Raw genomic sequence first — 21,364 nt, forward strand, 5'->3', positions numbered from 1 at the left:
ACAAACGACCGGCGGCCACGCATGAAAGTCATCGGGTTCGCGGGCTATTCCGGGTCGGGCAAGACCACGTTGGTCGAGCGCCTGATCCCGGTGTTCAGGCTGCACGGGCAGCGCGTGTCGGTGGTCAAGCACGCACACCACAAGTTCGACATCGACCATCCGGGCAAGGACACGCACCGCCACCGCGAAGCCGGTGCCTTCGAAGTGGTGGTGGCCTCCGATCGCCGCCTTGCCTTGATGCGCGAGTTCGAGCAACCCGCGCAGCTCAGCGTGCATCAGCTGATCGCCGAGCTGTACAACGGTGTCGACTGGGTGCTGGTCGAAGGCTTCAAGCACAGCGACCTGCAGAAGATCGAGGTCTGGCGCGCCCCTGCAGCCGGCGAGACGGCTCGCCCGGCGCGCTACCCCGAAGATGACTTCGTCACCGCCATCGCCACCGACGCGCCGAACAACCTGCCGGTGCCGACCGGACTGCCGGTGTTCGACCTCGACGACGCCGAGACCATCGCGCAGTGGCTGATCGACAGCGGCGAGCGCTTCGAATACAACGTGGAGCTCTATGGCTGATCCCAAACGTCCCCCGTTGGTGCCGCTCGACGAGGCGCTCGCGAGCCTGCTCGAGAAGGCAACCCCCGTGCTCGGCAGCGAGAGCGTCTCGACCTTCGAGGCCGACGGTCGCGTGCTCGCGCAGGACGTGGTGTCGGCCCTTACCGTGCCACCCCGTGACAACAGCTCGATGGACGGCTACGCGGTGCGCACGGCCGATTGCGCCGCCCCCGGTGCGGTGCTCAGCGTGACGCAGCGCATTCCGGCCGGCAGTGTCGGCGGCCCGCTCGCGGCGGGCGCCGCCGCACGCATCTTCACCGGCGCGCCGATTCCCGAAGGCGCCGACGCGGTGGTCATGCAGGAAGACGCGACTGCCTTGCCCGAAGAAGGCTCGCTCGGCCGGGTGCAGGTCGATCTGGTACCGTCAGCGGGCCAGTGGATCCGCCGCGCCGGCGAAGACGTGGCGGCCGGCGACGTGGTGCTTGCCCAAGGCGAGCGCCTGACGCCTGCCGCGCTGGGCCTGGCGGCCAGCGTGGGCTTCGACCGCCTGCAGGTCGCGAAGCGACCACGCGTCGCGCTGCTGTCCACCGGCGACGAGCTCGTGATGCCCGGCGAGGTGGCGCCGGGGGCCATGAAGCCCGGCGCGATCTACAACTCCAACCGCTTCTTCATGCGCGCGCTGCTGCGCCGGTTCGGCTGCCAGGTCAACGACCTCGGCATCGTGCCCGACAACCGGGAGGCGACCATCGCGGCGCTGCGCGGCGCGGCCGAAGCCAGCGACCTGATCATCACCACCGGCGGCGTCTCGGTCGGCGAGGAAGACCACATCAAGGCCGCCGTGCAGGCCCTGGGCGAACTGCAGCTCTGGTCGCTCTCGATGAAGCCCGGCAAGCCCTTTGCCTACGGCCGGATCGGCAGCACGCATGTGACGGGGCTGCCCGGCAACCCGGTCTCGAGTTTTCTGACCTTCCTGCTGCTGGTGCGGCCGTTCCTGCTCACCTTGCAGGGCGCGACGCGCGTGGCACCGCAGCCCATTGCTGTGCGCGCCGATTTCGACTGGCCCCGCGCCGACCGGCGCCGCGAGTTCCTGCGGGCCCGCCGCAATGCCGCGGGCGGCCTCGACCTGTTCGGCAACCAGAGCTCCGGTGTGCTCACCTCGACGGTCTGGGGTGATGGCGTGATCGACACGCCCGCCGGCCAGCCCTTCAAGGCCGGCGACCTGGTCCAGTTCATCTCCTTCGCGTCGCTGCTCGCATGATGATCGCCCCACAGTCTTCGCGCACTTCGTGTCGCTTCGCCAACCCTCCTGCCGGGGGGCGCCGCCAGCGGCCCGGCGAAGCCGGTTCCGCGGCGGCTCTGGCAATATGAAAAGCGTCCGAATCCGGTATTTCGCCTCGGTTCGGGAGGCGCTCGGCAAGAGCGACGAAGCGCTCGACACCATGGCGCCCACGCTGGCTGCGCTGCGCGACGAACTGATCGCACGCGGCGAACCCTATGCGGTTGCACTGGCGCGCGGCAGGGCGGTGCGCATGGCGCTCGACCAGGTCATGAGCGCCGAAAGCGCCGGGCTGGAAGAGGGCAGCGAGGTCGCCTTCTTTCCACCCGTCACTGGCGGCTGATTTACATCACGCCGAAGGTTTCCAGCGCCTTGCAGGCGCTCATGCCCCCGCGGATCGCGTCGGCCACCTTGTTCTCGGTACGTACCTTGTCCAGGGCCTTGGCCACCGCCTCGGCCTCGACCGCGCGCGGGATCACGATCACGCCTTCGCGGTCGCCGAACAGCAGGTCGCCGGGCGCGATGCGCACGCCGTCGATCTCGATGGTGCAGCGGTAGTCGATGACCTGCCCGCGCACGCCCTGATCCTGCGCATAGGTGCCGCGGCAGAACACGGTGAAGCCCAGCGCCTCGATCTCGTTGGCGTCGCGCACGTAGCCGTCGAGGATGGCGCCGGCGGCCTTCAGATGCTGCGCGCGCGTCGACATCAGACCGCCCCACAGCGCATAGCGCAGCGACGAACCGGTTGCGATATAGATCTCGCCGGGCCGGAGATCGTCTAGCGCTTCGAGCATCAGTCCGAAGGGCTTGCCCGAGAGCGGCCCGGCCGAGCGCGTGCCGTCGTTGACGACGTCGGCCTCCAGCACCGGCATGGCGCGGCCGATGATGCGCATCGACTTCTCCAGCGGCGCAATGCCGGCCGGCAGAAACTGGTGCTGGTAGCCCAGCGTATCGAGCACGTCGCCCACGGCCGCGACGAACAGCTCGTCTCGCATCTGCTGGAACAGGGCCGCGTCGTTTCGATCGGTCATGGTGTCTCCGTGGTTGACTGGGGATGAACCGTCCATCCTACGCAAGCGCGGCGCGCAACGCGCCCAGCCGCTGCCGCGTCGGCTCCGTGGCGGCGGTCATGGGCGAACGCAGCGTGTCGCCCATCAGGCCTTCGAGCGCCAATGCCGCCTTGAGCGGGCCGGGATTCGGCTCGGCGAACAGCAGCTCAATCAGCGGCACCAGCGGTTGCCACATTGCGCGCGCCTCGCCAAGCCTGCCTTCGCGCAGGCACCGCACCACGCGCACGAAGTCTTCGGTGCGCAGATGCGCGCTGGCCGCGATCGCGCCCGCACCGCCCTCGGCGACGGTGCCGAAGAGTTGCGCGTCTTCGCCCGCCAGCACCTGCAGCCGGCCGTCGGCGATCAACGCGCGGGTCTTGGCCGGGTCGCCGCCGCAGTCCTTGACGGCGACGATGTTGGGGTGTGCGGCCAGCGTGAGCAGGGTGTCGTGTGTCAAGGTGGCGCCGGTTCGGTAGGGAATGTCGTAGAGCACCAGCGGCGCCCCGCTCGAATCGGCGATGGCGGTGAACCAGTCGATCAGGCCTTGCTGCGACGGGCGGATGTAGTGCGGCGCGGGCACCAGCACGGCGGCGAGCGTCTCGCGGTTCAGCCGTTGCACCCAGGCCAGCGTCTGGCCCAGGTGGTAGCCCGAGAGTCCCATGATGCGCGGCAGTGCAGGCGCTGCTGCTGACACGGTCGCCAGTGCGGCGAGCTGCTCGTGCTCGTCGAGCGCAGCCGCTTCGCCGGTCGAGCCGCAGACCACCGTGCCCGTCACGCCGGCCGCAGCGAGGCGCCGCGTCAGGCCCGCCAGGGCATCGTAGTCGACTGCATCGTCTGCGTCGAAAGGCGTGACGAGCGGCACCCAGAGGCCGGCAAGGTCAGCGGAAGGGGAAGGAGAGATGGACACGCGGATTTCCTTTCAGGAATCGACCGATGGAATGAACCATCGTCGGGTGCGCGCACATCAACTCATCGGGGGCCGCAAAGGCCCCTGCAGTTCCGTCGCTCATCCGACGACGGAACCGCAGCTCCGGTCAGACGAGCATTGGTTTTTTGGCTTTGCCGACCCGGCGCGCGGCGACCTGGCCTTCGAACGAAGGCTGGCGGTGGGGCGCGAGACGGGCAGGCATGGCATGCACTGTAGCGGCTAAGGGCGGAACCGGGCGCGCTGCGTTGCAGGCTCACGACACGGCCGCGATCGCGGCTGCATACAAGCGACAGCGGTGTGGCGGTCGGCATCGGCGGGTTGCGCAGCGTCGGTGCCACAATTTGGGCATGCCTTCGCTCCCCCGCGTTTCCGTCCAGACCGCCGACTTCGACGTTGGCGCAGAGATCGCCGCCCTCCGCGCTGGCGATGCGCGCGTCGGCGCAGTCTGCAGCTTCATCGGCACGGTGCGCGATCGCAACGACGGCAGTTCGGTGGCTTCGATGGAGCTCGAGCACTACCCCGGCATGACCGAGAAGGCCATCGAGGCCATGATCGACGAGGCCGCGCGCCGCTTCGACCTCCTTGGCGCGCGCGTGATCCACCGCGTTGGCCTGCTGCAGCCGCTCGACCAGATCATGATGGTCGCCGTGGTGTCGGCGCACCGCGGCCAGAGCTTCGAGGCCTGCGAGTTCCTGATGGACTACCTCAAGACCCAGGCACCGTTCTGGAAGAAGGAACAGACGCCCGAGGGCGCGCGTTGGGTCGATGCGCGCGTCGCCGACGATGCAGCCCTCGCGCGCTGGGGTATCAAGTCCATCAACGCTTGACCACTCTGTTCGTGGGCTGCCGCGGAACCGGCTCTGCCGGGCCGCTGGCAGCGCCCCCGGCAGGGGGTGGGCGAAGGCGACACGCAGTGCGCCGCAGCCTGGGGGCGAGCGACAGTTACAGCGGCTTGAAGCCCGAGGCTCGGATGATGCGTTCCCAGCTTTGCGTGTAGGTGCGCACGCGGCCGGCGAACTGTCCCTGCGGCTCGTAGGCGACGTTCAGGCCCAAGGTGGTGAGCTTCTGCTTCACGTCGGGCATCGCCAGCACCTTCTGCAGCGCGGCGCCGAAGCGGTCGATCACGGGTTGCGGGGTGCCCACCGGTGCGAAAACGCCGTAGTACGGGTAGTCGTCCAGGTTCGGGAAGCCCAGTTCGCTGAAGGTCGGCACGTTGGGCAGCAGTGGTTGGCGCTTGGCCCCGATGACGGCCACGATGCGCACCTTGCCGGCCTTGTGGTTCTCGATGAAATCGGGCACCGATGCGATGCCGGCGCTGATCTGGTTGCCCAGCATGTCGGCCGTCATCGGCGCGCTGCCGCGGTAGGGCGCGGACTGCACGTCGATCTTGTAGTTGTCGCCGATCATCTTGACCAGAAACTCGGGGATCGAAGCAGGTGCCGGCACGCCGATGGTGTCCTTGCCGCCGCGCTGCGTCTTGACCCACTTGACGTACTCGTCGATGGTCTTCGCTGGCGTCCCACCCGACACCGCCAGCACGTTCGCGAAGGTGGCGAAGCCGGCCACTGGCACGAAGTCGCTCGCGGGGTTGAAGCCGGCGCTCTTCACGACCTGCGGCAGGATCGAGATCGAATGGTCGTGGCTCAAGAACAGGGTGTGGCCGTCGGCCGGCGCGGCCTTGAGCGCCTGCGCGGCGATCTGGCCGCCGGCGCCTGCACGGTTTTCGACCACCACCGGCACGCCCAGCTCGTCCTTGAGCTTTTCACCCAGCGTACGCGCAATCGCATCGGTGCCTGCGCCCGCCGGAAAGCCCACCAGCAGCTTGATCGGCGTACCTTGCGCTTGCGCAATGCCCGACAGACTTGCCGCTGCTAGAAAGAAGCTGGCCGCCAGTGCGTGGCGCAGCGCACTGACGCGCCGTGTTGAAAAAACCATGATCGACTCCAGGCAATGGATTGAATGATGACGCTGCACGGTGCAATAGCCGTGCCCGAACGCGCGCAGCGCCCTTGAATCGCGCCGCGACAGCCCTATTTTGAGTGCAGGAATCCAACCATGCGACAAGACAAACTCACCACCAAATTTCAGGAAGCGCTGGGCGATGCGCAATCGCTCGCGCTCGGCAACGACAACGCCTACATCGAGCCGGCCCACTTGCTGGCGGCGATGCTGCGGCAGGACGACGGCCCGCGCGCGCTGCTGGAGCGCGCCGGGGTCAACGTGCCCGGGCTGGCGCAGGCCACCGAAGCCGCGATCAAGAAACTGCCGCACGTGCAGGGCCACGACCAGGTGCAGGTCGGCCCCGAGCTCGGCAAGCTGCTGCAAGCCACCGAGAAGGAGGCCATCAAGCGCAATGACCAGTTCATTGCGGGCGAGCTGTACCTGCTCGCACTGGCCGACAGCAAGGCCGACATCGGTAACCTGGCGCGCAGCCAGGGCGTGACCCGCAAGTCGCTCGAAGCCGCGATCGATGCGGTGCGCGGCGGGCAGGGCGTGAACAGCGCCGACGCCGAAGGCCAGCGCGAGGCGCTCAAGAAATACTGTATGGATCTGACCGAGCGCGCACGCCTGGGCAAGCTCGATCCGGTGATCGGCCGCGACGAGGAAATTCGCCGCGCCATCCAGGTGCTGCAACGCCGCACCAAGAACAACCCGGTTCTGATCGGCGAGCCGGGCGTGGGCAAGACCGCCATCGTCGAAGGCCTGGCCCAGCGCATCGTGGCGGGCGAGGTGCCCGAATCGCTCAAGGGCAAACGCGTGCTGTCGCTCGACATGGCTGCGCTGCTGGCCGGTGCCAAGTTTCGAGGCGAGTTCGAAGAGCGCCTGAAGACCGTGCTGAACGAACTCGCGAAGGATGAGGGCCAGACCATCGTCTTCATCGACGAGCTGCACACCATGGTCGGCGCCGGCAAGGCCGAAGGCGCGATGGACGCGGGCAACATGCTCAAGCCGGCGCTCGCGCGCGGCGAGCTGCACTGCGTGGGGGCGACGACGCTCGACGAGTACCGCAAGTACATCGAGAAGGACGCCGCGCTGGAGCGCCGCTTCCAGAAGATCATCGTGGGCGAGCCGAGCGTCGAGGCGACCATCGCGATCCTGCGCGGCCTGCAGGAAAAATACGAGCTGCACCACGGCGTGCAGATCACCGACCCGGCGATCGTCGCTGCGGCCGAGCTGTCGGATCGCTACGTGACGGATCGTTTTCTGCCCGACAAGGCGATCGACCTGATCGACGAGGCGGCCGCCAAGATCAAGATCGAGATGGACTCCAAGCCCGAGGTGATGGACCGTCTTGACCGCCGCCTCATCCAGTTGCAGATCGAACGCGAAGCTGTGCGCCGCGAAAAGGACGAGTCCTCGCAGAAGCGCTTCGGGCTGATCGAGGAAGAGATCGTCCGGCTGCAGAAGGAAATCGCCGACTACGACGAGATCTGGCAGGCCGAGAAGGCCCAGGCCCAGGGCAGCGCAAACGTGCGCGAAGACATCGAAAAGATCAAGTTCCAGATCGAGGAGTTCACGCGCAAGGGCGATTTCAACAAGGTGGCGGAATTGCAGTACGGCCAGTTGCCGGGCCTTGAAAAGCGCTTGAAGGAAGCCGAAGCGAGCGAGGCCAGCAAGGGCAAGTCGAGCGCGCACACCCTGCTGCGCACGCAGGTCGGCGCCGAGGAGATCGCCGAGGTCGTGGCGCGCGCCACCGGCATCCCGGTGTCCAAGCTGATGCAGGGCGAGCGCGAAAAATTGCTCGTAATGGAAGGCAAGCTGCACGAGCGCGTGGTCGGCCAGGACGAGGCCATCGCCGCCGTTGCCAATGCGATCCGCCGCTCGCGCTCGGGCCTGTCCGACCCGAACCGTCCGACCGGCTCGTTCCTGTTCCTCGGCCCCACGGGTGTCGGCAAGACCGAGCTGTGCAAGGCGCTCGCCGGCTTCCTGTTCGACAGCGAAGACCACCTGATCCGCATCGACATGAGCGAGTTCATGGAGAAGCATTCGGTCGCGCGCCTGATCGGCGCGCCGCCCGGCTACGTCGGCTACGAAGAGGGCGGCTATCTGACCGAAGCGGTGCGCCGCAAGCCCTACAGCGTGCTCCTGTTCGACGAGATCGAGAAGGCGCACCATGACGTGTTCAACGTGCTGCTGCAGGTGCTCGACGATGGCCGCCTGACCGACGGACAGGGCCGCACCGTCAACTTCAAGAACACGGTGATCGTGATGACCAGCAACATCGGCTCGCCGCTGATCCAGGCCATGGTCGGGCAGCCCGCCGAGGAGATCAAGGAGGCGGTGTCGGACGAACTCAAGAACCACTTCCGCCCCGAGTTCCTGAACCGCATTGACGAAACCGTGGTGTTCCATGCGCTCGACGCGAAGAACATCGAATCGATCGCCGCGATCCAACTGAAAGTGCTGCAGCAACGCCTGATGAAGATGGACATGACGCTCGACGTGTCGCCGGCGGCATTGGCCGAGATAGCCAAGGTCGGCTTCGACCCGGTGTTCGGTGCGCGACCGCTCAAGCGCGCGATCCAGCAGCGCATCGAGAACCCGTTGTCGAAGCTGCTGCTCGACGGCACTTTCGGGCCGAAGGACACGATTCACGTGGCCACCGACCCGATCCGGTCGCCGGGCCAGTTCAACTTCAGCAAGAAAGCCGGGGAACAATTGGCGGATGCCGTTGCCTAAACGCTGATGCTGAACTTCTTGCTCCGCGCAGTCCTGTTCCTGGTGGGCCTGGTGCTTGCCGCCAGCCTGGCCGCGGCTGTGCTGCTGCTGGCGGCTTTCTGGATGATCGGCGCCGGTTGGGCGCGCCTTACCGGCAAGCCCGTCAGGCCCTGGGTCATGCGCTTTAACCCGGGCAGCGGCTTCGACCGCTTCCGTTCGGCGGCGAGGCCTGCCGAGCCGAGCGCTGCGGACGTGATCAATGCACGTGCGCGCGGCGAGTCGGCGAAAAGCCCTGTTGCGCTCGGCGCGGCCGACGACGTGACCGACGTGCGCGCGCGGCCGGTGTCCGGCCACGACTGACCGGTGCCCCAGGCGAGTTGGGGCTTCGCCGGCAGCGCAGGCCGAGTTGCTCGGCGCCCGCGTTCACAATGCTCATCTTGACCAGGAGCAACTCATGACCCAACGCGACATTTTCGTGGTCGGCACCGCCCGCACCGCCATCGGCACTTTCGGCGGCGCGCTGAAAGACGTTCCCAACACGCAACTGGCCACCACGGCGGTGAAGGCCGCGATCGAGCGCAGCGGCGTCGCACCCGACGCGATCGGCCACGTGGTGATGGGCAATGTGATCCCGACCGACGTGAAAGACGCGTACCTCAGCCGCGTGGCCGCCATCGACGCCGGCTGCCCGATCGAGACGCCCGCCTTCAACGTCAACCGCCTGTGCGGCTCCGGCCTGCAGGCGATCGTCTCGGCGGCGCAGGCCATCGCGCTGGGCGACTGCGACATCGCGATCGGCGGCGGCTCCGAATCGATGAGCCGCGGCCCGTACTTCGACACCTCGGCCCGCTACGGCGCGCGCATGGGCGACGCGGTGCTGGTCGACTACATGCTCGGCATCTTGCACGACCCCTGGGAAAAGATGCACATGGGCATCACCGCCGAGAACGTGGCGGCGCGCTACGGCATCACGCGCGACCAGCAGGACGCGCTGGCGGTGCTGAGCCAGCAGCGCGCGGTCGCGGCCATCGCGGCCGGCTACTTCAAGGCGCAGATCGTTCCGGTCGAGGTCAAGACACGCAAGGGCGTCTCGCTGTTCGACACCGACGAACACGTGCGCGCCGACACCACGCTGGAGACGCTGGCGAAGATGAAGCCCGCGTTCAAGAAGGACGGCCTCGTCACGGCCGGCAACGCCTCGGGCATCAACGACGGCGCGGCCGCCGTGGTGCTGGCCGAGGGCGGGCGCGTCAAGGCGCTCGGCCTCACGCCGCTGGCTCGCCTGGTCGGCTACGCGCACGCGGGGGTCGAGCCGGCCTACATGGGCATCGGGCCGGTGCCAGCCACGCGCAAGGTGCTGGAGCGCACCGGGCTGAAGGTGAGCGATCTCGACGTGATCGAATCGAACGAAGCCTTCGCGGCGCAGGCCTGCGCGGTCATCAAGGAGCTGGGGTTCGATCCGGCCAAGGTGAATCCGAACGGTTCCGGCATTTCGCTGGGCCATCCGGTGGGCGCGACTGGCGCGATCATCACGACCAAGGCGATCGCGGAACTGCACCGCACCGGCGGGCACTATGCGCTGGTGACGATGTGCATCGGCGGCGGGCAGGGCATTGCCGCCATCTTCGAAAGGGTTTGAGCGCGATGGCCTCCGCGCAGGTCGATGAGCGAGAGGTCGAATTCAGCGCGATCCGCGCGCAGGGTGCGGGCGGCCAGAACGTCAACAAGGTGTCGAGCGCGGTGCACCTGCGCTTCGACATTCCGGCGTCGTCCTTGCCCGAGGGCGTCAAGGAAAGATTGCTGGCGCTGCGCGATTCGCGCATTACGCAGGAGGGCGTGCTGGTGCTCAAGGCCCAGCAGCACCGCAGCCAGGAAATGAACCGCGCCGACGCGCTGGCGCGGCTGCAGGAGCTGGTCGACAGCGTGGCCGTGGCGCCACGAGTGCGGCGTGCAACCAAGCCGACCTACGGCTCGAAGCAACGCCGCCTGGAAGGAAAAAGCCAGCGCTCTGCCATCAAGCTGCAGCGCGGGCCCTTCCGGGATTGACTTACAGGGTGCCGACTTCGCCGTGGGCGGTGAGCTTCCCGGTGCGCACCGCAAGCGTGGCTGCAGCGCGCACGTTGCCGCGGTCGGCGGTCGACTTGAAGTTGTCTGTGCCGCGCGACCCGCGCGCCACGTTCTGGTTCGCGGCATGCGCCGCGGCCACGGCTTCGGCAGCCACATCGGCGCGGCTGCGCTGGGCGCCGGTTTGCTGCACGCCCTGATAGTCTTCCGCATGGGCAGTTCCCGTGGCGGCCAGCAGCGCGAAGGCGGCAGCGGCGAGGAGGCGGGTGGTGGTGGCGTTCATGTCAGGTTTCCTTCAGACTGCGGGTTCAGGCTTCGCGGTTGTCCGTTTGCCTGCTTTCCCATGGACTGAAGTGTGAATCGCAATGCCTTCCGGATCGAGAGGGCGCAGGGAACCACGGTGTTCCCGGAATCGAAACAATGAACCTGCTCCGAACCCCTTCTTGCCTGCTGGCAACGGCAGCGTTGCTCGCGCTGGCCGGGTGCGATCCGCTGGTGAAACCCAAGGCCGCTGCCGGCGTCGCGAATGCCCCGGCGCCCGTGGTGGTGGCCGCCGCAGCACCCGCCGCACGCGACATCCCTTGGGAAGAACTGATCCCGAAGTCCTGGGATCCGACCAAGCGCTTTCGCGGCCTGAACCTCGACAACCTCAAGGACAACGACCCGCGCGCGAAGCAGATGCTCGAAGACCTGCGCGCCACCTGGGACAACGCCCCCGTCAACACGGCGCTGGACGGCGAGGCCGTGCGTCTGCCGGGTTTCGTGGTGCCGCTGGAGAGCGTCGACGGCGCGATCACGGACTTCTTGCTGGTGCCTTATTTCGGCGCCTGCATCCATACGCCGCCGCCGCCGGCCAACCAGATCATCCGCGTGCTGGCCGCCACCCCGCAAAAGGGCTTGCGTGCGATGGACACCGTGTGGGTCAGCGGCACGCTGGAGGCCGCGCGTTTCAACTCGGGCGAGATGGGTGTCAGCGGTTACCGGTTGAAGCAGGCAAGGGTCGAGCCTTACACGGAGAAGCCGCCGCAGTCCTAGCATGGGCGCCTGCAACTTTCCGCCAAGGAGATTTCATCATGGCCTATGTCGACGGATACGTGCTGGCGCTGCCCAAGGCCAATGTGGAGAGCTACCGCGCCATGGCGCTCAAGGCCGGCGCGATCTGGCGTGACCACGGTGCGCTCGAATACCGCGAATGCATTGCCGACGACGTGAAGGCCGGCAAGCTCACGTCGTTTCCGCAAAGCGTGCAGCAGAAGGACGACGAGCTGGTCGTGTTCTCGTACATCGTGTTCGAATCGCGCCAGCATCGCGACGAGGTCAATGCCAAGGTCATGAGCGACCCGCGGCTGGCCGAGATGATGGATCCGGACAAGCTGCCGTTCGACGGCAAGCGGATGTTCTGGGGCGGGTTCGAGACGTTGGTCGCACTCTGAGAGCTCAGCGCTTCGTGGCAACCGTGGTCGGCTGCGCGGCCGCAGCCGGTGGGGCCGAGATTTCGATCGTGAGCTCGACGATCGAACCTTCACGCCAGACACGCAGCGGCGCGCGGTAACCGGGCGCCATCAGGCCGACGATGGACTTCAGCTCGGTCGGGGTCTGCACCCGCTGCCCTGCAATTTCGACGATCACATCGCGTGCATGAAGGCCTGCCGGCCCGGCCGGCCCGACCGGTGCGACCACGAGCGCGCCGCGCGGCGCATCCATGCCCAGCGTGCGGGCCAGCGCAGGTGTGACGGGCTCGAGCTGAATGCCGAGTTGGCCGCTGGCCGCCGCCGTCGCCGCCGCTGCTGCGGCGACGGCGCGCGGGTCGTCGCACCCTTTTTCGCGCTGCACCTGCTCGATTGCGCTGACATGCCAGCCGTAGACCGTGTGCGTGAAGCCTGCCGTGATGCGCAAGCCGTGCTGCATCGCGGGCAGAAAGCGCGCCAGCATGTCGCAGTCGTTGCCCCGGTAGTCGGCGGGGGCGGCGTGCACGCGTTCGGGCGTTTGCGCAGCCAGATCGACCGGCATGCCCAGCCGGTCGCGCTCACCCGGCGCGGCGCAGGCCGACAGCAGTCCGAGCCCTGCCAGCGTGCAGCACAACGCGAGACGCCGGAGCGTTGAAAGAAGAGTCGAAGTCGGGTGCATGGTCATCGGAGGCTGTCGCGCAATTTTCGTTCCGGGCTCGGCGCAGGGCATTGCACGTGCGGCATAGACATCGGGAAAAAGTGCCGGGCGCGCGCAATTTCGCACGCACGCGGCAGGACGTGCGGCCTATGCCGCGGGCGCGTCAGTGCCCTGGAGCGCCGTCAGCGCCTCCGCGTCCGTCCGGTAGCTGAAGAACATCGGCCCTGGCGCCAGCAGCCCCGCACGGTCGAGCACCTGCTGCGCGGGCAGCTTGAGGCCGCTCAGGTGCAGGCGCACGCCCTTGCTTTCGAGCAGGCGCCGGATCGCGCCGAACACCTCGGCGCCAGTGATGTCGATGCGGTTGATCGGCTGCGCGAACAGGCAGACGTCGGTCAGGCCCGGCTGCGCCGCCAGCTGCTCGGCGATAGCGCGTTCGAGCGTGCTGGCCGAGGCGAAGTCGAGCTCGGCGTCCATGCGCAGCGCGTACAGCTCGGGTGCCAGCGGCGGCAGGTGCCACAGGTGTCGGTCGCGCAGGCTGCCGTCGCCGTGCAAGCCGACTTCGATGATGCGCGGGTGCAGGTGCCGGTACATGTAGTTGGCCAAGCTGGCCAGCAGGCCACCGAGCACGCCCCAGTAGATCGACGGCGCGGTCGCGAGGGTGAGCACAAAGGTCGCCAACGCGATGCCGGCCTCCACGCGCGATATGCGCCACAGCATGAGAAAGCTGCGCGGCCTGATCAGCCCGAAGATGGCCGTCATCACCACCGCGGCCAGCACCGCCTGCGGCAGGTGGTACAGCAGCGGCATGAGCCAGAGCAGCGCGATCGCGACCACCACGACGCTGAAAAGCGTGGCCCAGCCGGTTTGCGCGCCCGCGTAGAGCGTGATGGCCGAACGCGAGAACGACGAACTGGTCGGGAACGCGCCGGTGAGGCCGGAGGCGATCTTGGCCAGGCCCTGGCCGATGAGATCCTGGTTTTCGTTCCAGAGCGTGCCGGCGCGCGCGTTGTCGATCTTGGCGCTCGATGCGGTTTCCAGAAAGCTCACCAGCGTGATCATGAGCGCCGGCAGCAGCAGCGCGCCCAGCGTCGACAGCGGCACGCTACCGGGCCAGTAGAACGAGGGCAGGCCCGAGGGCAGCGCACCCACCACGGCGCCGCCGAGCAGCGCATAGCTCAGCGCCCAGCTCAGCGTTGCGGCACCGGCGACCAGCGCCATCGTGGTGGGAAAGCGCGGCAACCAGCGCTTGCCGAGCCACAGCACTGCCATGCTGCCGAGGCCGAAGGCCATCGCCGTCCAGTCCGGCGGCGGGCCGCCTTGCAGCACCTGCAAGATCGTGCGGCCGGTGAAACCCATCAATGACGGCAATTGCGACACCGCGATCAAAATTGCCGCGCCCTGGGTGAAGCCGGTGAGGACTGGCGAATTCACAAGCCGCATCAGCCAGCCGAAGCGCCCCGCGCCGATCAGGATCTGGATGCCACCCGACAGCAGCGTGAGCCAGACCGCCATCGCCACCCATTCGGCGCTGCCCGCCACGGCGAGCGGCGCGAGCGAGGCGCCGACCAGCAGGCTGGTGAGCGCGGTCGGCCCCACCGACAAGCGCTGCGACGAACTGAACAACACCGCCACCAGCGCCGGCCACAGCGCCGCGTAGACGCCCGTGACCAAGGGCATGCCGGCCAATGCGGCGTAGGCAACGCCTTGCGGAATCACCATCAGCGCGACCGTGATGCCGGCCAGCGCTTCGTTGTAGAGCAGGGCGCGGCTTGGGCGCGGCCAGGCAAGGCAGGGCAACCAGCGCGCGAGGCGCTGCCGCAGTGTGAGTGGGGGTGCCATCGAATTCATAGCTGCGCGCGCCCGATACCGTGCGCTGGTGGCAGTCCTCGAAGGTACGAATTGGATAAATTGTACAAACCGAACGAATGACCGAACGAATGACGGCCCGTCGTGTTCGACCATTGAAGGCCTGAAATTCTGGACTTCGCACGTGCAGATGCAGTTTGCGCCTACACGCCGCGCGCCAGAATTGCGGCATGGTGCCCGGATGTTTCGCTGGATGCTACCCACCTTTTCGGTTGTGCGTTCGGAGCCTGATCGCTTCGGCGTTTATCGGCCCACCCTCTCGACCTTGCCCCTGGCGTCGGTGCCGCTGGCCCACGCGCTGGTGCACGGGGTGGCTGGCATCGACGATGCGCTGCGGCGATGGCTCGACACCCACTTGGCGGGGCGGGCGCCCACGGCGCTCGGGCAACCTGCGTCACGCGCCGTCGTTGCGGTCTGGCATGCGCTGCAGGATGCGCGCGCGACCGGGCTCCCGGTTGCGGCCGACGCCGACTGGACGCTGCTCTGCGCCATCGGCCGCCAACAGGCCGCAGTGGAAGCCATGCGCTTCGTGCTGCGCATTCATGCGGTCACGGTGCAATGGGGCCTTCCGGGTGTCGACGACGCTGCGCGTGCGCTCGCCGTGCCGCAGACCCATCGCGGCTCGCCCGACGGCGTTACACCAGTGACGACGCGTTCTTGAGCACATAGTCGCAAGCCTTGGTCTTGAGCTTGCCCGACACGGCCTTCAAGTTCAGCGACTTGCCGTCGCCACCCTGCAGCAGTCCCTTGGCGCCGTTCGCGTAGCCGGCTTGCTGCTGCTTCTGCCCGGTGATCTTGCTGAGCAGTTTGTCCTTGACCGAGGCAGCATCGCCGCCCAGATAGTTGTTCTTCACGCAGTACTGCAAGACGCCGGCGGCGTTGCCGATGGTGTCGGCGCCGACGGCCGGCATCGCGTAGTTGCCGGCCTGGGTTTTCAGGTCGCCGAGCAAGTCGGCGTGGGCCGTCCACGACGTGCCGGCGGTGAGCAGCGCGAGGGCGGAGAGAGTGGTGCGAATGTTCACTAGAGCCTCTTTTTGTGTTGAAACGCGGTGGGCGATTGTCCTGTCGCGGCCTTGAACATCGCACAGAACGCGCTATCGGTTGCATAGCCGCTGGCGGTCGCAACCTGGCTCACCGGCATGCCGCGCGCCAGCAGCGGCAACGCATGGGCCATTACGGCCTGCTGGCGCCATTGTTGCCAGCTCATGCCCAACTGGTCGCGAAACATGCGCGCCACGGTGCGTTCGCTGGCACCAATGATGGCGGCGCGCTCGGCTAGCGTCGCGCGGTTCGCGGGGTTGCGCAGCAGCGCCTCGCACAACTGGCGCAGCCGCTTGTTGGCGGGCAGCGGCACATCGATGCGGATCTGCGTGGCGCGCTCGAGTTCGTTCACCAGCAGCGGGGCGATCCAGCGCTCGCGCTGCGCCGCCTGCGTGTCGCGGGGCGGCAGGCCATCGGGTGTGGTGTCGAGCGCCAGCATCAGTGCGCGCAGCAGCGGGCTGATCTCGAGCACTTCGCATTTCTCCCAGCCCGGCGCGATCCAGCCGTGCAGGTACACCGTGCGCAGCTCGGCGTCTTCGATCAGGGTGATGCTGTGCGGCATGTCGGCCGGCACCCAGAGCGCGCGCGAGGGCGGCACGATGTAGCTGCCGTCTTCGGTGCTGAGGCGGATCACGCCGCGCGTCGAAAACGTGAGCTGCGGCCACGGGTGCTGGTGCAGTTCGACCAGCGTGTCGGCCTGGAGGAAGTGTTCCTTGGCGCGCAGCGGGCGCACCGCGTCGGGCGCGTACAGGTGCGGCGTGAGCGGGCCAACGCTGGTGGTCGGTGCGGTGGAAGGGGTGGCAGCGCGGCGCCTTTCGGCAACTGCCGACAAGGAGGGGGAGTGCGGTTCAGCGCTTGGCATTCGTCCTGCCTTTCTGGCTTGGCTGGTTTTCGGCAAACATTGGCAAGGTGTCGCTATTCTGCCGATTCTGTGGGGGCTAGCATCGAAGCTCGCTCCCCAATTTGTAGCCAGACATGACCACCGCCTCTATCGACGCCGCACCCCCTTCCACTTTGCAGGCAGATGCCAGGTTGATCGGGCTGGTCGGCCTGGCCCATGCCATCAGCCACTTTAGCCAGCTGACGCTGGCGCCACTGTTCCCCTGGCTCAAGGACGCTTTCAACGTGAGCTACACCGAGTTGGGCGCGGTACTCACCGTGTTTTTCGTGGTGTCCTGCATCGTGCAGGCAGCCTCTGGTTTCATCGTCGACAAGCTCGGCCCGCGGCCGGTGCTGTTCGTCGGGCTCGGGCTGCTGGCGGTGGCGGCCATTGGCTATTCGATGGCGCAGAGCTACTGGATGCTGCTGGCTTGCGCAATGGTCGCGGGCGTCGGCAACGGCGTGTTCCACCCGGTCGACTACACGCTGTTCAACCGCAAGGTGGCGCCGACGCGGCTCGGCCATGCCTACAGCGTGCATGGCATCACCGGCAGCCTTGGCTGGGCTCTGGCGCCGGCTTTCGTGGTGCCGATCGCGATCGCCTATTCGTGGCGCGTGGCGCTGGCTTCGGCAGGCGTGCTGGCGCTGGTGGTGCTGCTGGTGCTGTGGCTCAACCGCAGCGTGCTCGCGCTCGACGTGAAGGCCGTGCACAAGGCGACGGGGCAGGGCGAGTCGGCAGCAGTCGGCGGCGAGTTCGACTTTCTGCGCATCCCGGCGGTGTGGATGTGCTTCGGCTTCTTCTTCTTCTACGCGATGGTGATCAGCATCGTGCAGACCTTCGCACCCGTGGCGGCCGGGCACCTGCACGCGGTGCCGGTGGCTCTGGTGGCGGTGTGCCTGACGGTCTACATGGTGGCGAGTGCGGGCGGGATGGTGGTGGGCGGGTTCCTTGCGTCGGATCCGTCGCGCTGCGAGCGCATCGTCGGTGCCGGCTTCGGCATCGCGGCGCTGCTGGCGCTGGTGCTCGCCTTCGCCAGCTTTCCGGCAGTGCTGGTGCCGGTGCTGTTCGGCGCGATGGGGTTTGCCTCGGGCATTGCCGGGCCGTCGCGTGACCTGCTGGTCAAGAAATCGACGCCGCCCAATGCCACTGGTCGCGTCTACGGCGTGGTCTACGCGGGGCTCGACATCGGGCAGGCCGTGGCGCCGCTGATCTTCGGACGGCTCATGGACAACGGCCAGTACCTGAGCGTGATCCTCGGGTTGGCGCTGGTGCAGGGCGTGCTGATCGCCAGCGCCTTCAACGTGCGGCGGGTGCGGCGCACGGCGCTCGTTCCGGCCTCTGCCTGAGCGGCCGTTGAGCGGCGCCTCGCTCTACCTGATCGTCGCGCTCGGCGCGGTGGTCGCGGGCTTCGTGCAGGGGCTGTCGGGCTTCGCCTTCGGGCTGGTCGCGATGTCGTTCTGGGCCTGGACGGTCGATCCGAAGCTGGCCGCCGTGCTCGCGACTTTCGGCGCGCTCTGCGGCCAGGTGATCGCCGCGGTGACCGTGCGGCGCGGCTTCGACAAGCGGCTGCTGCTGCCCTTTGTGCTGGGTGGACTGGTCGGCGTGCCGATCGGCATCTGGCTGCTGCCGCGGCTCGATGTGGTGTTGTTCAAGGCTTGCCTGGGCGGCTTGCTCGTACCGTGGTGCATCACGATGCTGTTCGCGCGCAAGCTGCCGCGCGTCGCATGGGGCGGGCGCGTGGCGGACGGCGTTTCGGGCTTCCTGGGCGGCATCTGCGGCGGTGTCGGCGGCTTCACCGGGCCGGTGCCCACGCTCTGGTGCACGCTGCGCGGGCTCGAAAAAGACGTCCAGCGTTCGGTGGTGCAGAACTTCAATCTCTCCATGCTCGCAGTCGCGTTCGCGCTGCAGATCGGCGCCGGCAACGTGGCCGCCGCCATGCTGCCGATGCTGGCCATCGTCGCGGTCTGCGTGCTGGTGCCGGTGTTGCTCGGCGCGCGGCTCTACATCGGCATCAGCGACGCCGCGTTCCGCCAGATCGTGCTGGGGTTGCTCACGGCATCGGGCGTCGCGCTGCTGGCGTCGTCGCTACCGGTGCTCTGGCTCAGGTGGAGTGCTGGCTGACCTACCGCGCTGACCGGACGACTCGATCACGTTGGGATGCCCTGCAGGGTGCCGGCGCGGCTCCAGGGCGTTGTGAATCACCAGCCCAATGGCCGCACCGATCAACTCGGCCAGCACGAAGCCCGGCGCACTGGCGGGCGCGATGCCGGCAAAGCTGTCGCTGAACATGCGGCCGAACACCGCAGCCGGATTGGCGAACGAGGTGGATGCAGTGAACCAATAGGCCGCGCCGATGTAGGCCGCGACCATCGCGCTGGCACGGCCCGCCGGCGCGCGCAGGATCACCAGCAACAGTCCGGCAGTGGCCACGGCCTCGGCGATCCATTGGCCCGCGCCGCTGCGCACCTTGGCCGAGAACTGCAGGATGCCCATGTCGAACATTGCGTGCGCCAGCCAGGCACCGAGCAGCGCGCCAACGAGCTGGGCCACGATGTAGGGCGCCAGGCTGGCTGCGGGCAACTCGCGCCGCCATGCCATCACGGCACTGACCGCCGGGTTGAAGTGCGCGCCGCTGATCGGGCCGAACACCTCGATCAGGATGTACAAGCCACCGACAGTGGCCAAAGTGTTCGCCAACAACGCGATGGCGACGTTGCCGCCAGACAGACGCTCGGCCATGATGCCCGAGCCGATCACCACGGCCAGCAGCAACGCGGTGCCCAGTGCTTCTGCCAGCAGCTTGCGCGGAAGATCGCTCACGTTGACGGTCATCAATCAGCCTTTTGCGCCTTGCCGATGTCGCGAATCTCGCGGTGGATCGCCATCGAATCCAGGCGTGACAGTGGCAGGGCCAGCATCAGCTCGATGCGGCGCTTCAGGGTCATCGCCGTGTCCATGAACTGCCGCGCCGTCGCTTCCTCCGAACCCTTGAACGCCGCCGGATCGGCTACGCCCCAATGAGCCGACATGGGCTGGCCAGGCCAGTACGGACAGGTCTCTCCGGCCGCGTTGTCACAGACGGTCAGCACAAAATCCAGCGCGGGCGCACCGGGCTTGGCGAACTCTTCCCAGTTCTTGCTGCTATAGCCCTCCGTGGGCAAATGCAGCTTGGCCAGCGTGCGCAAGGCGTGGTCGTTCACCTTGCCCGCGGGACGGCTGCCGGCCGAATAGGCCTTGAAGTGCCCGCGGCCGATGTGGTTCAGCAGCGCCTCGGCCATGATGGAGCGCGCCGAGTTGCCGGTACACACGAACAGCACGTTGTAGATTTTTTCAGCCATGGGTACCTCAGCAGCAGGCGGACGCTTTGACGGGCACGGCAACCGCGGTGCCGCGGACATGAAATCGATTCATGGGGATCTCCTTCAGCAGGCACATGCCTTGTTGGTGGATTCGACAGCGCAGGCTTCGCCGGCGCAGCAGTTCTCGGTCAGGTAGCCCACGAGGGCATTCATCTGGTCAAAGGTCGCGCGGTAAATCAGGTTGCGGCCATTGCGCTCTTGCGTCACAAGACCCGAATGGGTCAGTTCCTTGAGGTGGAACGACAGGCTGGTGCCGGCCACGTTCAGGCCTTCGACCAGGGCACCGGGAGTCAACCCCTCGGGGCCGGCGACCACCAGTGCACGGAACACCTGCAGGCGCACGGGCTGGGCCAGGGCCGCAAGGGATCTGACGACTTCTTGTTCTTCCATATTTCAATATTAATTGCATAATAGAAGTCATGCAACCAGTACCTTCCATCACGATCTTTCACAACCCGAACTGCGGCACTTCGCGCAACACGCTGGCTCTCATCCGCAACAGCGGTGACGAGCCCGAAGTCGTCGAATACCTCAAGGCCCCCCCGGGCAAGCAGAAGCTGAAGGCGCTGATCCATGCCATGGGCATACCGGTGCGTGCGCTGCTCCGGAAAAAGGGCACGCCCTATGACGAGCTGGGCCTCGCGGATTCGAAGTGGACCGACGAGCAATTGCTCGACTTCATGGTTGAACATCCGATCCTGATGAACCGTCCCATCGTCGTCACCCCGCTGGGCACCCGCTTGTGCCGGCCTTCCGAGGTGGTGCTGGACATCCTGCCATCGCCGCAGAAGGGCCCGTTCACCAAAGAGGACGGCGAAATGGTGATCGATGCGCAAGGCCGCCGTGTCGGTCCCGCGGCTTGATCTTCCGAACGTCGACGCCGAGCTGTTCGAGCGGCCTTCGCGGGAGCGCCTGGTCAGTGCCGCGCCGGCGCGGCACGCACCGCGGTTTCTGCTGCTCTACGGCTCGCTGCGCGAGCGATCCTTCAGCCGGCTGCTGACCGAAGAAGCGGCCCGCCTGCTGGAGGCCATGGGTGGCGAGGTGCGCATCTTCAACCCCACCGGACTGCCCTTGCCGGACAGCGTGCCGGCAGATCACCCCAAGGTGCAGGAACTGCGCGAACTGGCGCAATGGGCCGAGGGCATGGTCTGGTGCTCGCCGGAGCGCCATGGCGCGATGACCGGGATCATGAAGGCGCAGATCGACTGGATTCCATTGAGCATCGGCGCCGTGCGGCCGACCCAGGGCAAGACGCTGGCGGTGATGGAGGTGTCCGGCGGCTCGCAGTCCTTCAACGCCGTGAACCAGCTACGCGTATTGGGCCGCTGGATGCGCATGCTGACGATTCCCAATCAGTCATCGGTGGCCAAGGCGTTTCTCGAGTTTGACGAGGCCGGCCGGATGAAGCCCTCTGCGTACTACGAGCGCGTGGTCGACGTGATGGAGGAGCTTTTCAAGTTCACCTTGCTGACGCGCGACGTGGCGCCTTACCTGGTGGATCGCTACAGCGAGCGCCGGGAGAGTGCCGACGCCCTTTCAAAGCGTGTCAATCAGCGCTCGATCTGAACCTTGCTCGTAGCACTTGCGGCG

Annotated in this window: 26 protein-coding genes; 15 read left to right on the plus strand and 11 right to left on the minus strand. The window is 67.2% G+C overall.

Annotated elements, in window-relative coordinates:
- The first annotated feature begins 21 nt into the window (after positions 1–21).
- The 3 genes from mobB (at position 22) to ACSFA8_RS04510 (ending at position 2,165) form a co-directional block, all read left to right on the plus strand.
- Positions 22–567 carry a molybdopterin-guanine dinucleotide biosynthesis protein B gene (gene mobB / locus ACSFA8_RS04500; protein ID WP_435478294.1) on the plus strand — a complete coding sequence of 182 codons (546 nt, stop codon included), beginning with the start codon at positions 22–24 and terminating at the stop codon, positions 565–567.
- Complete coding sequence (locus ACSFA8_RS04505) at positions 560–1,804, plus strand: molybdopterin molybdotransferase MoeA (protein ID WP_435478295.1); 1,245 nt, start codon at positions 560–562, stop codon at positions 1,802–1,804. The genes mobB and ACSFA8_RS04505 overlap by 8 nt, the downstream gene beginning before the upstream one ends.
- A gap of 106 nt (positions 1,805–1,910) precedes the next feature.
- Entirely contained in the window at positions 1,911–2,165 is a 255-nt protein-coding gene (locus tag ACSFA8_RS04510) for a MoaD/ThiS family protein (RefSeq protein ID WP_435478296.1), read from the plus strand.
- A 1-nt stretch (position 2,166) separates the two neighbouring features.
- Here the strand turns inward: ACSFA8_RS04510 and ACSFA8_RS04515 are convergent, their stop codons facing one another.
- Positions 2,167–2,853 carry an RraA family protein gene (locus ACSFA8_RS04515; RefSeq protein WP_435478297.1) on the minus strand — a complete coding sequence of 229 codons (687 nt, stop codon included), beginning with the start codon at positions 2,851–2,853 and terminating at the stop codon, positions 2,167–2,169.
- A gap of 37 nt (positions 2,854–2,890) precedes the next feature.
- Positions 2,891–3,778, minus strand: coding sequence for a 4-hydroxy-tetrahydrodipicolinate synthase (dapA, locus tag ACSFA8_RS04520; protein WP_435478298.1), 888 nt, complete (start codon positions 3,776–3,778; stop codon positions 2,891–2,893).
- Between the two features lie 368 nt (positions 3,779–4,146).
- Here dapA and ACSFA8_RS04525 point away from each other — a divergent pair, with 368 nt between their 5' ends.
- Complete coding sequence (locus ACSFA8_RS04525; protein WP_435478299.1) at positions 4,147–4,626, plus strand: molybdenum cofactor biosynthesis protein MoaE; 480 nt, start codon at positions 4,147–4,149, stop codon at positions 4,624–4,626.
- Between the two features lie 115 nt (positions 4,627–4,741).
- On the opposite strand, the gene ACSFA8_RS04530 is transcribed toward ACSFA8_RS04525, so the two are convergent.
- Positions 4,742–5,734, minus strand: coding sequence for a Bug family tripartite tricarboxylate transporter substrate binding protein (locus ACSFA8_RS04530; protein WP_435478300.1), 993 nt, complete (start codon positions 5,732–5,734; stop codon positions 4,742–4,744).
- A gap of 120 nt (positions 5,735–5,854) precedes the next feature.
- Here ACSFA8_RS04530 and clpB point away from each other — a divergent pair, with 120 nt between their 5' ends.
- The 4 genes from clpB to arfB all read left to right on the plus strand — a co-directional run bounded on the left by clpB (position 5,855) and on the right by arfB (position 10,504).
- Positions 5,855–8,479 (plus strand): ATP-dependent chaperone ClpB, encoded by a 2,625-nt coding sequence (clpB, locus tag ACSFA8_RS04535; RefSeq protein WP_435478301.1) that lies wholly within the window; start codon positions 5,855–5,857, stop codon positions 8,477–8,479.
- 6 nt (positions 8,480–8,485) lie between these two features.
- A complete protein-coding gene (locus ACSFA8_RS04540) occupies positions 8,486–8,818 on the plus strand; it encodes a hypothetical protein (RefSeq protein ID WP_435478302.1) in 333 nt (110 codons plus the stop codon).
- Positions 8,819–8,912: 94 nt separating this feature from the next.
- Entirely contained in the window at positions 8,913–10,097 is a 1,185-nt protein-coding gene (locus ACSFA8_RS04545) for an acetyl-CoA C-acyltransferase family protein (protein WP_435478303.1), read from the plus strand.
- Between the two features lie 5 nt (positions 10,098–10,102).
- Entirely contained in the window at positions 10,103–10,504 is a 402-nt protein-coding gene (gene arfB / locus ACSFA8_RS04550; RefSeq protein ID WP_435478304.1) for an alternative ribosome rescue aminoacyl-tRNA hydrolase ArfB, read from the plus strand.
- Position 10,505: 1 nt separating this feature from the next.
- Here arfB and ACSFA8_RS04555 read toward each other — a convergent pair whose 3' ends face one another.
- Positions 10,506–10,805: a helicase SNF2 gene (locus ACSFA8_RS04555; protein WP_435478305.1), complete on the minus strand. Its 300-nt coding sequence runs from the start codon at positions 10,803–10,805 to the stop codon at positions 10,506–10,508.
- Positions 10,806–10,942: 137 nt separating this feature from the next.
- Between ACSFA8_RS04555 and ACSFA8_RS04560 the strand changes: the two genes are divergently transcribed.
- Positions 10,943–11,557 carry a DUF3299 domain-containing protein gene (locus ACSFA8_RS04560; protein WP_435478306.1) on the plus strand — a complete coding sequence of 205 codons (615 nt, stop codon included), beginning with the start codon at positions 10,943–10,945 and terminating at the stop codon, positions 11,555–11,557.
- Between the two features lie 38 nt (positions 11,558–11,595).
- A complete protein-coding gene (locus ACSFA8_RS04565) occupies positions 11,596–11,955 on the plus strand; it encodes a DUF1428 domain-containing protein (protein ID WP_435478307.1) in 360 nt (119 codons plus the stop codon).
- A gap of 4 nt (positions 11,956–11,959) precedes the next feature.
- Here ACSFA8_RS04565 and ACSFA8_RS04570 read toward each other — a convergent pair whose 3' ends face one another.
- Both ACSFA8_RS04570 and ACSFA8_RS04575 read right to left on the minus strand, forming a co-directional pair.
- The gene (locus ACSFA8_RS04570; RefSeq protein ID WP_435478308.1) at positions 11,960–12,649 is read right to left on the minus strand and encodes a PDZ domain-containing protein; all 690 of its coding nucleotides are present in this window, start codon (positions 12,647–12,649) and stop codon (positions 11,960–11,962) included.
- A 126-nt stretch (positions 12,650–12,775) separates the two neighbouring features.
- The gene (locus ACSFA8_RS04575) at positions 12,776–14,467 is read right to left on the minus strand and encodes a SulP family inorganic anion transporter (protein ID WP_435478309.1); all 1,692 of its coding nucleotides are present in this window, start codon (positions 14,465–14,467) and stop codon (positions 12,776–12,778) included.
- Positions 14,468–14,708: 241 nt separating this feature from the next.
- On the opposite strand from ACSFA8_RS04575, the gene ACSFA8_RS04580 reads away from it, so the two are divergent.
- The gene (locus ACSFA8_RS04580) at positions 14,709–15,155 is read left to right on the plus strand and encodes a hypothetical protein (RefSeq protein ID WP_435478310.1); all 447 of its coding nucleotides are present in this window, start codon (positions 14,709–14,711) and stop codon (positions 15,153–15,155) included.
- On the opposite strand, the gene ACSFA8_RS04585 is transcribed toward ACSFA8_RS04580, so the two are convergent.
- On the minus strand, positions 15,130–15,516 hold the full coding sequence (locus tag ACSFA8_RS04585) for a DUF2501 domain-containing protein (RefSeq protein WP_435478311.1): 387 nt from the start codon (positions 15,514–15,516) through the stop codon (positions 15,130–15,132). The two genes, ACSFA8_RS04580 and ACSFA8_RS04585, sit on opposite strands and share 26 nt — an antisense overlap.
- A complete protein-coding gene (locus ACSFA8_RS04590) occupies positions 15,516–16,367 on the minus strand; it encodes an AraC family transcriptional regulator (RefSeq protein ID WP_435478312.1) in 852 nt (283 codons plus the stop codon). The genes ACSFA8_RS04585 and ACSFA8_RS04590 overlap by 1 nt, the downstream gene beginning before the upstream one ends.
- A 143-nt stretch (positions 16,368–16,510) precedes the next feature.
- Between ACSFA8_RS04590 and ACSFA8_RS04595 the strand changes: the two genes are divergently transcribed.
- Positions 16,511–17,761 carry an MFS transporter gene (locus ACSFA8_RS04595; RefSeq protein ID WP_435478313.1) on the plus strand — a complete coding sequence of 417 codons (1,251 nt, stop codon included), beginning with the start codon at positions 16,511–16,513 and terminating at the stop codon, positions 17,759–17,761.
- A gap of 7 nt (positions 17,762–17,768) precedes the next feature.
- A complete protein-coding gene (locus tag ACSFA8_RS04600; RefSeq protein ID WP_435478314.1) occupies positions 17,769–18,536 on the plus strand; it encodes a sulfite exporter TauE/SafE family protein in 768 nt (255 codons plus the stop codon).
- Here the strand turns inward: ACSFA8_RS04600 and ACSFA8_RS04605 are convergent.
- The 3 genes from ACSFA8_RS04605 to ACSFA8_RS04615 form a co-directional block, all read right to left on the minus strand.
- A complete protein-coding gene (locus ACSFA8_RS04605) occupies positions 18,501–19,247 on the minus strand; it encodes an aquaporin (RefSeq protein WP_435478315.1) in 747 nt (248 codons plus the stop codon). The genes ACSFA8_RS04600 and ACSFA8_RS04605 overlap by 36 nt on opposite strands.
- Entirely contained in the window at positions 19,247–19,753 is a 507-nt protein-coding gene (locus tag ACSFA8_RS04610) for an arsenate reductase ArsC (protein WP_435478455.1), read from the minus strand. Before ACSFA8_RS04610 ends, ACSFA8_RS04605 begins: the two co-directional genes overlap by 1 nt.
- 84 nt (positions 19,754–19,837) lie before the next feature.
- Complete coding sequence (locus ACSFA8_RS04615) at positions 19,838–20,164, minus strand: ArsR/SmtB family transcription factor (RefSeq protein ID WP_435478316.1); 327 nt, start codon at positions 20,162–20,164, stop codon at positions 19,838–19,840.
- A gap of 29 nt (positions 20,165–20,193) precedes the next feature.
- Here ACSFA8_RS04615 and arsC point away from each other — a divergent pair, with 29 nt between their 5' ends.
- Together arsC and arsH are read left to right on the plus strand one after the other, a co-directional pair.
- Positions 20,194–20,637, plus strand: a complete 444-nt coding sequence (arsC, locus tag ACSFA8_RS04620; protein ID WP_435478317.1) for an arsenate reductase (glutaredoxin) — start codon at positions 20,194–20,196, stop codon at positions 20,635–20,637.
- Positions 20,603–21,340: an arsenical resistance protein ArsH gene (gene arsH / locus ACSFA8_RS04625; protein ID WP_435478318.1), complete on the plus strand. Its 738-nt coding sequence runs from the start codon at positions 20,603–20,605 to the stop codon at positions 21,338–21,340. The genes arsC and arsH overlap by 35 nt, the downstream gene beginning before the upstream one ends.
- Positions 21,341–21,364: the final 24 nt, after the last annotated feature.

Source organism: Variovorax nitratireducens (assembly GCF_051216545.1).
In the GTDB taxonomy this organism is placed as follows: Bacteria; Pseudomonadota; Gammaproteobacteria; order Burkholderiales; family Burkholderiaceae_C; genus Variovorax.